The organism is Pseudomonas sp. LBUM1669 (assembly GCF_059695705.1).
Genome location: NZ_CP166784.1, coordinates 1,564,787 through 1,577,206, shown reverse-complemented (window position 1 = coordinate 1,577,206; position 12,420 = coordinate 1,564,787). Strand labels below are relative to the sequence as shown.

General features: G+C 59.4%; 14 protein-coding genes. 5 read left to right on the top strand and 9 right to left on the bottom strand.

What is annotated here, in order from left to right; translation table 11 throughout:
- Positions 1 to 31: 31 nt before the first annotated feature.
- The 3 genes from ACA051_RS07220 to ACA051_RS07210 are packed head-to-tail and all read right to left on the bottom strand — an operon-like array spanning position 32 to position 1,889.
- Complete coding sequence (locus ACA051_RS07220) at positions 32 to 670, bottom strand: LysE family translocator (RefSeq protein ID WP_010462451.1); 639 nt, start codon at positions 668 to 670, stop codon at positions 32 to 34.
- A 43-nt stretch (positions 671 to 713) separates the two neighbouring features.
- Positions 714 to 1,151: a fosfomycin resistance glutathione transferase gene (gene fos, locus ACA051_RS07215; RefSeq protein WP_497374131.1), complete on the bottom strand. Its 438-nt coding sequence runs from the start codon at positions 1,149 to 1,151 to the stop codon at positions 714 to 716.
- A gap of 3 nt (positions 1,152 to 1,154) precedes the next feature.
- Positions 1,155 to 1,889 carry a PA3715 family protein gene (locus ACA051_RS07210; protein WP_497374129.1) on the bottom strand — a complete coding sequence of 245 codons (735 nt, stop codon included), beginning with the start codon at positions 1,887 to 1,889 and terminating at the stop codon, positions 1,155 to 1,157.
- A 262-nt stretch (positions 1,890 to 2,151) separates the two neighbouring features.
- Between ACA051_RS07210 and ACA051_RS07205 the strand changes: the two genes are divergently transcribed.
- Positions 2,152 to 3,318: a multidrug effflux MFS transporter gene (locus tag ACA051_RS07205; RefSeq protein ID WP_497374127.1), complete on the top strand. Its 1,167-nt coding sequence runs from the start codon at positions 2,152 to 2,154 to the stop codon at positions 3,316 to 3,318.
- Here the strand turns inward: ACA051_RS07205 and yiaY are convergent.
- Positions 3,315 to 4,463, bottom strand: a complete 1,149-nt coding sequence (gene yiaY / locus ACA051_RS07200) for an L-threonine dehydrogenase (RefSeq protein ID WP_497374125.1) — start codon at positions 4,461 to 4,463, stop codon at positions 3,315 to 3,317. The genes ACA051_RS07205 and yiaY overlap by 4 nt on opposite strands.
- A 157-nt stretch (positions 4,464 to 4,620) precedes the next feature.
- On the opposite strand from yiaY, the gene ACA051_RS07195 reads away from it, so the two are divergent.
- On the top strand, positions 4,621 to 5,640 hold the full coding sequence (locus ACA051_RS07195; protein WP_497374123.1) for a DUF4917 family protein: 1,020 nt from the start codon (positions 4,621 to 4,623) through the stop codon (positions 5,638 to 5,640).
- Positions 5,641 to 5,790: 150 nt separating this feature from the next.
- Here the strand turns inward: ACA051_RS07195 and ACA051_RS07190 are convergent, their stop codons facing one another.
- On the bottom strand, positions 5,791 to 6,333 hold the full coding sequence (locus ACA051_RS07190) for a helix-turn-helix domain-containing protein (RefSeq protein WP_497374121.1): 543 nt from the start codon (positions 6,331 to 6,333) through the stop codon (positions 5,791 to 5,793).
- A gap of 108 nt (positions 6,334 to 6,441) precedes the next feature.
- Here ACA051_RS07190 and ACA051_RS07185 point away from each other — a divergent pair, with 108 nt between their 5' ends.
- Together ACA051_RS07185 and ACA051_RS07180 are read left to right on the top strand one after the other, a co-directional pair.
- The gene (locus tag ACA051_RS07185; protein ID WP_497374119.1) at positions 6,442 to 7,224 is read left to right on the top strand and encodes an aldolase; all 783 of its coding nucleotides are present in this window, start codon (positions 6,442 to 6,444) and stop codon (positions 7,222 to 7,224) included.
- A gap of 29 nt (positions 7,225 to 7,253) precedes the next feature.
- The gene (locus ACA051_RS07180; protein ID WP_497374117.1) at positions 7,254 to 8,141 is read left to right on the top strand and encodes a dihydrodipicolinate synthase family protein; all 888 of its coding nucleotides are present in this window, start codon (positions 7,254 to 7,256) and stop codon (positions 8,139 to 8,141) included.
- A 142-nt stretch (positions 8,142 to 8,283) separates the two neighbouring features.
- Here the strand turns inward: ACA051_RS07180 and ACA051_RS07175 are convergent, their stop codons facing one another.
- The 3 genes from ACA051_RS07175 to ACA051_RS07165 all read right to left on the bottom strand — a co-directional run bounded on the left by ACA051_RS07175 (position 8,284) and on the right by ACA051_RS07165 (position 9,696).
- Positions 8,284 to 8,628, bottom strand: coding sequence for a YegP family protein (locus tag ACA051_RS07175; protein WP_403098842.1), 345 nt, complete (start codon positions 8,626 to 8,628; stop codon positions 8,284 to 8,286).
- Positions 8,629 to 8,794: 166 nt separating this feature from the next.
- A complete protein-coding gene (locus ACA051_RS07170) occupies positions 8,795 to 9,100 on the bottom strand; it encodes a ribbon-helix-helix domain-containing protein (RefSeq protein ID WP_497308842.1) in 306 nt (101 codons plus the stop codon).
- A gap of 14 nt (positions 9,101 to 9,114) precedes the next feature.
- Entirely contained in the window at positions 9,115 to 9,696 is a 582-nt protein-coding gene (locus tag ACA051_RS07165) for a DJ-1/PfpI family protein (protein ID WP_192420596.1), read from the bottom strand.
- A gap of 343 nt (positions 9,697 to 10,039) precedes the next feature.
- On the opposite strand from ACA051_RS07165, the gene ACA051_RS07160 reads away from it, so the two are divergent.
- Positions 10,040 to 10,930, top strand: a complete 891-nt coding sequence (locus tag ACA051_RS07160) for a DMT family transporter (protein ID WP_497374115.1) — start codon at positions 10,040 to 10,042, stop codon at positions 10,928 to 10,930.
- Positions 10,931 to 11,015: 85 nt separating this feature from the next.
- Here ACA051_RS07160 and ACA051_RS07155 read toward each other — a convergent pair whose 3' ends face one another.
- Positions 11,016 to 12,230: a class I SAM-dependent methyltransferase gene (locus tag ACA051_RS07155; RefSeq protein ID WP_497308838.1), complete on the bottom strand. Its 1,215-nt coding sequence runs from the start codon at positions 12,228 to 12,230 to the stop codon at positions 11,016 to 11,018.
- Positions 12,231 to 12,420 lie beyond the last annotated feature (190 nt).

The following is a 12,420-nucleotide window of genomic DNA, read 5'->3' as shown; positions in this document are numbered from 1 at the left end:
CAGTACAACTGACGCATCCGTGCGCTCAACCTCAAGCCTTGTTCGTCACCAGCCCCGGCAGCGCATGAGCGAGGGCGTTGATGGCGAAACCGATAAACATCACCCCGCATAACCGGGTGATCGCCAGTTCATGGCGCTGATACAAGGTGCGAACTTGCCGCGCACCGACGATGCCAATGAGGATAGCGTAGGCCATGAGGCCACCGACAAAGCTCAAGACAATCAACCACGGCAGCATTGACCAGTGCAGCAATTCCGCACGGCTGGACAGCAGCGCAGTGAACGTCGCCACCGCCACGGGGTAGGCCTTGGGATTGGTGAGGCCAAACAGAATGCCGTGCCAAAAGGGCTGGCGAGCCGGGCCTTGAGGGGCATCGGCGCTGCTGCGCTTCGCCCGTATGGCGCGCAAACCGAGCCAAAACAGGTACAGCCCGCTGAGCACGCCCAGCACATCAAACGCCGTGCTGCCGATTTCCCGTGCACCGACGATCGCAATCAGCGCCGTGCTGCACCAGACCACGTCCCCCAGCAAATGCCCACAGAGAAACCCCGCCCCGGCCCGTCGTCCCCGCGCCGCGCCAATCCCGAACACCGCCAATACGCCCGGCCCCGGTGTGATGCCATAAATAAAACCCGAGGCGAGAACAGCCATTAGCAGCGATGGGGTCATTGAAAGTCCGTTTAACTATTTGGTGAATGGGCGCAAGTCTATATCAGGTCCTGAGAATATCGACTGACTGATCGTCGAAGAACTTCATTCCCGCGTACGGGCGTTCACGGCAGGCTGCCAGCCGAGACGCCAGGTCTCCGACGTGGGCTTCAAGCTTGTGGCCATCCGGGTCGAGGAAATAGAAGGACGCGCCTTCGCTGCGGTTGTCGCGCCATTCTTGTACGTTGGCGGATCGCAGGCGTTCGACGAATAACGGGAAATTCGATGCGCTGATGGTAAAGGCGTAATGAGTGTAATCGGCAGCGGGTTCCGAGCTGCGCAGCGGATCAACAGACAGGCACAGCCACAAACCCGGCAGCGAAAGATAGGCGCCGGTGTCCCACGAGGCTTCAAGGCGCAGTTGCAGCAGCTCTTGATAGAACGCCACGCTGCGGTTCAGTTCGGTGACGGCCAGGGTCAGGTGGTTGAGGCCGGTGAGCATGGGTCATAAACCTTTGAGAGCTTCGGGGACTACATATTGTTTACCGTCGTAACGCAAAGTGGTTATCACGGGTTTTGCTGTCGTTGATCTGGATTCACATGCCTCGCCCTCACCGTTCCCAACCATAGTGGTAGATACCGATTTGACGATTAGGTCTGTGAAACCATGTGAGCCGGTTCTGCCGATTTCGACGGTTCGAACGACTTCCGAACGCTCACCGGCACAGTTGCCATCCCATTCGCCGCTGTATTGATAGGTGATCAACCGATCCATGACCGGACGCACCATTTCACCGTCTTTCACGTAGAGCGATAGCAACGTTTGATCGAATGGATTGATGCGTGATGAGCCTTTGAACAAAACTCGCACACCAAACGCGCGCAAATCGGAAGTGAGTTTGTATCGCGCGGTGTCGAGTTGCAGGTCTTCCAACGCAATCGCATCCGACTCAAAAACGGATGCGCGATGATACGTCGCCACGGGCTTCAACCCGTCAGTAGAAACCAAGGCAAGGTTGAGATCGTAAATCCCATCGCGGCCAGAGCTATCAGACGAAGGCCGGGACTCAAGTTGCGACAACGCGGTAATCGACAATCCCGGATAGGCTGGCCAGTCCTTGCACACTGAATATCCGAACTCGCTCGAAAGCGGCGGCTTTTCACATCTCGCCAGTGCTTCGCTGGTCACCAGGAAACTGCACACGACAGCACAACCGATCAATCCAGACCTCAATGTCATTTCCTTGCTCCTTATGCACTTATAGCGAGTGATTTCAGCCACGCACTATCCCCGGCTCGATGAATTCGCTCAATCAGTTGTTATGCCAGACGAAATTGAGGCTCATGGTGCTTTCTCCTGGCGGACTTCCTTTGGGTGTCCGATTGTTTTTGTTGTCTGGTTGAGAGGGTCGATGTCGCCCTGCTGAAAAAGTCGCGCCACTTGATGTAGCTTTACGCACCCACGACGGGGACGTCGGTTTCTGAAACACAAGGAAGACTCAATGAAGAGCAGCACCACGCTCCTCGTCACCTGCAGTACGGTGTTTCTCGCCCAACTGGGCATGAGCATTTACCTGCCGGCGCTGCCAGACATCGCCCGGGATCTGTCCGCCGACGCCTCACAGGTGTCCTGGGGGTTGGCGGTGTACCTGATCGGAATGGCGCTGCCGATGTTGTTCTGGGGCAGCCTGGGTCAGCGCATTGGCCGAAAACCGGTGTTGCTCGCCGCACTCGGTATCTACGGGCTGGGTAACCTTGCCCTGCCCTTGGGCCAGACGCTTGAAACGTTCCTGTTCTGGCGACTGGTCCAGGGGATTGGCGCCAGCGGGATTTCGGTCATGGCGCGGGTACTGATCCGCGACAGTTTCCGCGGAGACCTGCTGGCCAAGGCACTGTCCTGGCTATCGATTTCTTTTGTAGTGGCGCTGGGGATCGGCCAGTACCTGGGGTCGATCATTCAGGTGGCGCTGGGCTGGCCGGCGATTTTTTATCTGTTGGGCGGCGTGAGCCTGTTGATGGCGATGGTGGTGGCGCGGGTCACGTTCACGGTGCTGAACGAGGAGCCTGTTCAGTCGTCCGCCTGGCCGAGCTACAGGCGCATTCTGCGTGATCGAGCCTTCCTGTTGCCGGCACTTGCCGGCGGCCTCGGTTATGGGGTGATCATTGCGTTCAACACCGCGGCGCCGCTGATTCTGCAAGGTCCCTTCAACTGGTCGGCCGTGGAATACGGGCTGTTGGGCTGGCCGATCAGCGCGGCGTATTTTCTGGGGGCGTTGGGGGTCAATGCTTTCGTGCTTCGCACCGGTCAACGCTGGCTGATGACCGTGGGCGTGGGCCTGGTATTGGGCGGCAGCGCGGTGATGTTGCTGGGGAGCATCGCGGGCACCTCCGTTGCGCTGCTGTTCTGGTTGCCGTACTGCTTTGCGGTGTTCGGGCAGTCTTTGAACTACCCGATCAGTCTATCCCTGGCCAACGACGGCTCACCGGTCGGTGGGGCTTATGCGATGGCGTTGAGCGGTTTCATTCACCAACTGATGGCCGCCATCATCGGCGCGATTGCCAGCCTGATCGCGAGCCAGCAAGCATGGCCACTGTCCCTGTTTTGCACCTTGCTGGCCTTGGGCGCGATGCTCTGCGTGATGCTCGCGCGCGGTCGTCAAACCGATTAAAACGCGTTGCGGAAAATCTCCTCGATCTGGCGCTGATCCGCCACCCGTGGATTGGTCAGGCCGCAGGCGTCTTTCAGCGCATTGGTGGCGAGCGTCGGGATGTCGTTGAGCTTGGCCCCAAGTTCACGTAAACCGGCGGGAATCTCCACGTCGCGGGACAGACTGCGGATCGCCATGATCGCCGCTTGAGCGCCTTCTTCCGAGCTTAAGCCGCGGATATCGGCGCCCATTGCGTGGGCGACATCGGTCAGGCGCGGGGCGCACACCAGCGCATTGAAACTCTGCACATGGGGCAGCAGCACCGCGTTGCACACGCCGTGCGGCAAGTCGTAGAAGCCGCCCAACTGGTGAGCCATCGCGTGGACATAACCCAGGGATGCGTTATTGAACGCCATGCCGGCGAGGAACTGCGCGTAGGCCATATTTTCCCGTGCGGCCATGTCGCTACCGTCGCGCACGGCCAGGCGCAGGTTGCTGCTGATCAAGGTGATGGCTTTCAGTGCGCAGGCATCGGTGATCGGATTGGCTGCGGTGGACACATAGGCTTCGATGGCGTGGGTCAGTGCGTCCATGCCGGTGGCGGCGGTCAGGCCCTTGGGCATGGCGACCATCAGCGCCGGGTCATTGACCGACAGCAGCGGCGTGACGTTGCGGTCGACGATGGCCATTTTCACGTGGCGCGATTCGTCGGTGATGATGCAAAAACGGGTCATTTCGCTGGCCGTGCCGGCGGTGGTATTGATCGCGATCAGCGGCAGTTGCGGCTGGGTCGATCGGTCGACGCCTTCGTAGTCGCGGATCTGCCCACCGTTGGTCGCACATAACGCGATGCCCTTGGCACAGTCATGGGGCGAACCGCCTCCGAGCGACACCACGAAATCACAGCGACTTTCCTTGAGCAGGCCCAGGCCGCGCTCGACGTTGGCCATGCTCGGATTCGGTTTGGCGCCGTCGAAGATCACCGAGTCAATGTCCTGCATCGCCAGTTTTTCAGCAATCATCTTCGCCACACCGGCCTTGGCCAGCCCGACGTCGGTGACGATCAGCGCCTTGCGAAAGCCGTACTTGCGAATGGCGTCCATGGCTTCGTCGAGGCATCCGTTGCCCATAATGTTTACGGAAGGGATGAAAAACGTGCTGCTCATGGGCGACTCTCCTGGCTGGGGCCGAATCGGCAGCGCCGATCCAGCGGGTACCCACAGGATCGACCTTTCGGTTACGCCGTAACTTGATCTGGCTCAAGTCCCCGTCGTGATAAAGTCGCCGCCCATCAGACCACTTGCTTTGAGACTTTGAATCGCAATGACCGATTTCCAGGATGTTGATGCCCAACTTGAAGACTGGAACGCCTTGCGCGCCACCGCCTCGTTCAGCGGCTTGCTGGTGGGCAACGGCGCCAGCCGTGCAGTGTGGGACGACTTCGGCTACGACTCGCTGTTCGAAAACGCCCGCACCGTCGAAGAAAAACCCCTGAGCCAGTCTGAGCTGAGCGTGTTTGACGCGATGCAGACGCGCAGTTTCGAACAGGTGCTGAGTGCGCTGAAAACCACCAGCCGGGTCAACAAGGCCCTGGCCGTCAGCTCCGCCGCGCCGCGCAATCGTTACTACGCGATCAAGGAAGCGCTGATCAACACGGTTCACGCGGTGCACATCCCATGGCGACTGGTGGTGCCGTCGACCCTGGCCGCCATCAGTCAGGAGCTCGGCCGCTATCGAACGGTGTTCACCACCAATTACGACTTGCTCAACTACTGGGCAATCCAGCATCAGCCTGATGCCATCACCGATCTGTTCCAGGGTGCAGAACCGGGTTTTGATCTGAGCGTCACGGCGACCGATAAAACCCGTTTGCTGTACCTGCACGGTGGCCTGCATCTGGTGCGCAATCAGGACGGCACGGCGCGCAAGCTGATGTCGACCGAAGGCACGTTGCTGGGCAGTTTCGCCATCAACAATACAATCAAGACCCTGGATGATGTGCCGCTGTTCATCAATGAGGGGCCGGCGCAGGACAAGCTCAAGACCATTCGCAGCTCGGATTATCTGTCGTTTTGCTACGACCAGTTACTGAGCCATGGCGAGGGGTTGTGCCTGTTCGGGCATGCCCTGGGCGAGCAGGACAGCCACATCATCCATGCGTTGCGCCAAGCGAAACCGAAGGTGGTGGCGATCTCGATTTACCCGCGCAGCAAGGCGTTTATTCAGCATCAGAAGCGGCATTACGCGAAGGTGTTTGAGGGGACGGGGTCAGAATTGCGGTTTTTTGATTCGAAGACCCATGCGCTCGGCAACCCGAAGCTCACAGTTCCCGTCGAGGTCTGAAGCGAACACCGAACCTGTGGCGAGGGAGCTTGCTCCCGCTGGGCTGCGAAGCGGCCCCTGCATTCTTTCAGAGAAAACGCATTGTCAGGTTTTACGACTGCTTCGCAGCCGAGCGGGAGCAAGCTCCCTCGCCACAACAGCCTGGCGACTTTATTCCTCAGCGCTATGCACCACCACCAGCAACTGCGCCTGAACCTCGCCCACTGAGCGAATCCGGTGCGGTTTCTGCGCATTGAAGTGCAGCGCATCGCCGCGATTGAGCAGCACGCGCTCGTTCATGAAGTCCACTTCTACCTGCCCTTCGTGGACAAACAGAAACTCTTCCCCCAAGTGTTCCTTGAAGGTTTTATCCGCGAATTCGCGCGGAGGATAAATCATGAACGGCAGCAGGCTGCGCTCGCTGACCTGGTGGGCCAGCACCGCGTAGCCGGGGCTTTCATCGTTGGCCGCCAGGGACTGGCGTTCGTCGCTGCGCACCAGGCTGTAACTGTCGAGGCTGATGTTGTCTTCGGAGAACAACTCCTCGACCTTCACGTTCAGCGCCTTGGCCAGTTTCAGGGCCGCCGCGATCGACGGGGTATTCAGCCCACGCTCGACTTTCGACAGATAGCTCTTGGTCATGCCGGATTTTTCGGCCAGGGCCTCCAACGTCACGCCAAGTTTTTTTCTCAGTAATTTCAAACGGATAGACATGAAGAACGATTAATCCATCAAGGAGGCGACGATTCGCCCTTGCCAATGACACAATGTGTCATATAGCCTCTTTAGTGTCATTTGCATGAACCACCCAAGGACACCGATATGGCCAAGACCTTAGCACTACCCAAAGCGCAACTGGTCAAGCAAGCGCTGACCCAGATGCAAAACACCCTGGCGGATAATACGTGGACCGACCGGCAAAAGCTGGCCCTGACCTGCCGGATTCTGTTCGAGAATGGTCACGACTCCGGCCTGGCCGGGCAAATCACCGCCCGAGGCCCTCAGCCGGGCACCTATTACACTCAACAATTGGGACTGGGTTTCGACGAGATCACCGCGAGCAATCTGCTGCTGGTCAACGAAGACCTGGAAGTGCTCGAAGGCCACGGCATGCCCAACCCGGCCAATCGGTTCCACAGTTGGGTATACCGCGCCCGGCCCGACGTGAACTGCATCATTCACACCCACCCGACTCACGTCGCGGCACTGTCGATGCTCGAGGTGCCGCTGCAGATTTCCCACATGGACCTCTGCCCGCTCTACGACGATTGCGCGTTTCTCGAAGGCTGGCCGGGTGTACCGGTGGGCAACGAAGAAGGTGATTTGATCGCCGGCGCCCTGGGCGACAAACGGGCCATCCTGCTGTCGCACCACGGCCAGTTGTCCACCGGCACGACCATCGAAGAAGCCTGTGTCATCGCTCAGTTGATCGAGCGCGCCGCAAAGCTGCAACTGCTGGCGATGAGTGCCGGGACCATCAAGCCGATCCTGCCGGAGCTGGGCCGCGAAGCCCATGACTGGATCTCGAAACCCAAGCGCCACGGCGCTGCCTTCAACTACTACGCCCGGCAGAACCTGCGTCAACACGCCGATTGCCTGAACTGAACCCGATCATTTTCTGAAGGAGACACAACATGTCGACCCCAACCATTCACGGCATCATCGGCTACACCATCACCCCGCTCACCGCCAATGGCGAAGGCGTTGACCTCGACGCGCTCGGGCGCTCCATCGACCGTTTGATCGACGGCGGCGTCCACGCCATCGCACCGTTGGGCAGCACCGGCGAAGGCGCTTACCTGAGCGACGCAGAATGGGATCAGGTCAGCGAATTCAGCATCAAGCATGTGGCCAAGCGCGTGCCGACCATCGTCAGCGTGTCCGACCTGACCACCGCCAAAGCCGTGCGCCGCGCGCGTTTCGCCGAAGCTCACGGGGCTGATGTGGTGATGGTGCTGCCGACGTCCTACTGGAAACTCAGCGAAGCGGAAATCCTCGCCCACTACCGCGCCATCGGCGAAAGCATCGGCGTCCCGATCATGCTCTATAACAACCCGGCCACCAGCGGCACCGACATGTCGGTGGACCTGATCCTGCGGATCGTCAACGCCGTGGAGAACGTGACCATGGTCAAGGAGAGCACCGGCGACATCCAGCGCATGCACAAACTGCAACTGCTCGGCGAAGGTCGGGTGCCGTTCTACAACGGCTGCAACCCGCTGGCGCTGGAAGCGTTCGCGGCGGGTGCGAAAGGTTGGTGCACAGCGGCGCCGAACCTGATCCCGCAGCTCAATCTTGATTTGTATGAGGCGGTTCTGGCTAACGATCTGGGCAAGGCGCGTGAACTGTTCTATCGCCAATTGCCGCTGCTGGACTTCATCCTCAAGGGTGGCTTGCCGGCGACGATCAAGGCGGGATTGCGTGCGACCGGGTTGGAAGTAGGCGATCCGCGGTTACCGGTGTTTCCACTCGGTGAGGCCGGGATCAGCCAGTTGCAAGACTTGTTGAAAGCCTTGCGCTGATCTCAAAGTTCACAAAAAACCAATGTGGGAGCTAGCCTGCTAGCGATAGCGGCCTGACATTCAACATCTTCGTCGAATGTTAAGCAGCCATCGCTAGCAGGCTAGCTCCCACAATGGATTTGTATTGGGTTTAAAGGTGTGTTCACAGCACCGGCAAGGTCTTGTCCTTGATCACGGTAGTCGGCCCATTGGCCTTGACGCTGGCGATGCCTTTATCCATCGCGCCAGTGGAAGAGTAGGTCTCGCTACTCCCGATGATCTCGTGGTTGCCGGCCTTGAGGTTGAAGTAAGGATGGCCATCCTTGGTGGTTTTCTTTTCGTAGCGCTCATCCAGCGGGCTGTTCTTCTGCACCGAAGCAATGCCGTTGTCGGCAGCGCCACGAGTGGTGTACAGCTCGCTGGTCAGAATGGTTTCGGCGTTGGCGGCCTTCAGTACAAACTTGAACTGACCATTGCTGCTTTTGCTCACTTCGTACCATCCGGACATGCTCTTTCTCCTTGGCAATTGAAAGGTTTCGCGCTTCAGAGTAAAGACCAGCCAGGGATATCTGTCGCCTGTACCGGCCTCTTCGCGGGCAAGCCTCGCTCCTACAATGGAAATGCGATCCACTGTGGGAGCGAGCCTGCTCGCGATTGGGTCGACGCAGTATTCGCTACTTAGCTCCCGCCCGCACCACCGACAACTCCGGCACCTGCACCCGCCGCTGAGTCAAATACCGCGTACAACTCACCCGCAAAAACGAGGCGAAATTCACTACCTCGCCGCGATAGTCCATCACCTCTTCATACAGCTTGGCGATCAACTGGTTGGTAGTCATGCCATCGACCGCGGCGATTTCGCTGAGGATGTCCCAGAACTGATTTTCCAGGCGCAGGGTGGTGACCACCCCGCAGATGCGCAGCGAGCGGGAGCGCGATTCGTAGAGAATCGGATCGGCTTTGACGTACAGCTCGCACATGAAAAAGTCCCTCGTTACAGCGTGATTTTGGTGCCCAGCAACCCGAGGAAACCGGCGAGCCAGCTCGGGTGCGCCGGCCAGGCAGGCGCAGTGGCCAGATTGCCTTGAACGTGACCTTCCGTCACTGGGATATCGATGAACGTACCGCCCGCCAGACGCACTTCCGGCGCGCAGGCAGGATAAGCGCTGCACTCGCGACCTTCGAGAATCCCAGCTGCCGCCAGCAATTGCGCTCCGTGACACACGGCGGCGATCGGCTTGCCGGCCTTGTCGAACGCGCGCACCAGTTCCAGGACTTTTTCATTCAGACGCAGATATTCCGGCGCACGACCGCCCGGGATCAGCAGCGCGTCGTAGTCGGCTTCGGCGACCTTGGCGAAATCGAAGTTCAGGGCGAACAAGTGGCCGGGTTTTTCGCTGTAGGTCTGGTCGCCTTCGAAGTCGTGAATCGCCGTGCGCACGGTCTGTCCGGCGGATTTGTCCGGGCAAACGGCATGCACTGTGTGGCCGACCATCAGCAGCGCCTGGAAAGGCACCATCACTTCATAATCTTCGACGTAATCGCCGACCAGCATCAGAATTTTCTTGGCAGCCATGGGGAGGACTCCTCTGGGAAATACGCAGGAGTATTCAAGGTAGTCCTTATCCGCGAGGTCGGGTAATAACCACCTACTACTGACAATGTAGGTTTGAGTTCGGCCTTTGTGGCGAGGGAGCTTGCTCCCGCTGGGCTGCGAAGCGGCCCCCCTGCATTCTTCCCGGAGAATCAGGTCTCCAGGTTTTACGACTGCTGCGCAGCCGAACGGGAGCAAGCTCCCTCGCCACAAGAATCGCGCTCAACTGTACGGATATTTCTGTTCCCAGCTGTAAGCGCCAAAACCATTGATTTTATGGCTAGATGAATACACCTCCAATCACTCTAGATTCTGGTCCCCCATCATGTCCTCGCGCGAAAACACCGGCATGGCCCTCGGCCTGCTCGGCGTTGTGATCTTCAGCCTCACCCTGCCCTTCACGCGGATCGTCGTGCAGGAACTTCATCCGCTGCTCAACGGCCTGGGCCGGGCGCTGTTTGCGGCGGTGCCGGCGGCGATGTTGTTGCTGTGGCGCCGGGAAAAATGGCCGACCTGGAAACAGGTCAAAGGCCTGACACTGGTGATCGCAGGCGTGATCCTTGGCTTCCCGGTGTTGTCGGCCTGGGCCATGCAAACCTTGCCGGCGTCTCACGGCGCGCTGGTCAACGGTTTGCAACCGCTGTGCGTCGCGCTGTACGCCGCGTGGTTGTCCCACGAACGACCGTCGAAAGCCTTCTGGGCCTGCGCCGCGCTGGGCAGTGCGCTGGTGCTCGGTTATGCGCTGATCAGCGGGGCCGGCAGTATTCAGGCCGGTGATTTGCTGATGCTCGGGGCGATTGCCGTGGGGGGATTGGGTTATGCCGAGGGCGGCCGGTTGGCCAAGGAGATGGGCGGCTGGCAGGTGATCTGCTGGGCGCTGGTGTTGTCGACGCCGCTGCTGATCGGACCGGTGGTGTATTTGGCGCTGCAACACCAGGGTGAGATTTCGGCCAAGACCTGGTGGGCGTTTGGTTATGTTTCGCTGTTCTCGCAGTTCATCGGGTTCTTTGCCTGGTACGCCGGGTTGGCGATGGGCGGCATTGCCCGGGTCAGTCAGATCCAGCTGTTGCAGATCTTCTTCACCATTGCGTTTTCCGCGTTGTTCTTCGGTGAACACATCGAGCCGATCACCTGGCTGTTTGCGGCCGGGGTGATCGTGACGGTGATGCTTGGACGCAAGACGGCGGTGAAACCCGCACGCATTGCCACCGCGTGACCTGTAGGAGCCAGGCTTGCCGGCGAAGGCGTCGGCACTATCGCCTTCGCCGGCAAGCCTGGCTCCTACAGGGTCATGCGATGTTTTAGAGGTAGCCGTCGGCTCGGAGCAGGGTTTCAAGGCAATGTTCGGTGATCTGGTAGAAGTCCTTCAGTTCCTGGATCTTCACCAACAGCTGGGCCGGGTCCACCGGCTCGGCGCGTTTGACCGCCAGAATCATCTTGTTCTTGTTGGTGTGGTCCAGTGAGATGAACTCGAACACCTTGGTTTCATAACCACAGGCTTCCAGGAACAACGCACGCAAACTGTCGGTGACCATTTCCGCTTGCTGACCCAGGTGCAGACCGTATTGCAGCATCGGCTTGAGCAGCGCCGGGCTCTGGATTTGCAGGCGGATCTGTTTGTGGCAGCACGGCGAGCACATGATGATCGAGGCGCCGGAGCGGATGCCGGTGTGAATCGCATAGTCGGTGGCGATGTCGCAGGCGTGCAGCGCGATCATCACGTCCAGCTCGCTCGGCGCCACGCTGCGCACGTCACCGCACTTGAAGACCAGCCCCGGATGCTCGAGCTTGGCGGCGGCGTCATTGCACAGGTTGACCATTTCTTCGCGCAACTCGACGCCGGTCACCACGCCTTCGGCCTTCAGGGTGTTGCGCAGGTAGTCGTGGATCGCGAAGGTCAGGTAACCCTTGCCCGAGCCGAAATCCGCAACCTGCACCGGTTTGTCCAGCGCCAAGGGCGAGGTGGTCAGTGCATGGCTGAAGACTTCGATGAACTTGTTGATCTGCTTCCACTTGCGCGACATCGCCGGGATCAGCTCGTGCTTGCTGTTTGTAACGCCCAGGTCGGCGAGGAACGGACGGCTCAGGTCGAGGAAGCGGTTTTTCTCGCGGTTGTGCTCGGCGGAAGGCACTTCGCGCAATTGCTGAGGTTTGCTCTTGAACAGCGAAGACTTGCCCTTTTTGCTGTATTCCAGCTGCGCTTCATCAGTGAGCGACAGTAAATGCGCATTTTTGAACGAGGCTGGCAACAGCGCGGCGAGGGTCGCCACGCCCTCGGCAAGCGGCAGGTTCTTGGTGATGTCGCGGGTCTTGTAGCGGTAGACGAAGGACAGGCAGGGCTGATCCTTGACCGTGAGCTGCTTGATGATCAGCCGCTGCAAATCGGCTTCGGTGCCGACGTACTTGGCCAGGACCAGTTTGATGAAGGCATTCTGGTCGAGGCTGGTTTGCAGCAAGTCGATGAACTGGGCATGGTGATCCGGCGCGAGGCTGGCGGGAGTGGCGGTGACAGACATGGAAAAAACGGCCTCGGGCGGAGCGAATCGGGGAATGGCGGGTATTTTAGGGGGGATGGCCGGCCGGGACACGCAGTTATTTACCGAACGGTGCGATCTGTAGCAGCTGGCGAAGCCTGCGTTCGGCTGCGAAGCAGTCGTAAAACCGGTATGCATGGTTTGCCTGAATGACCGCAGCGCCTGAATTCAC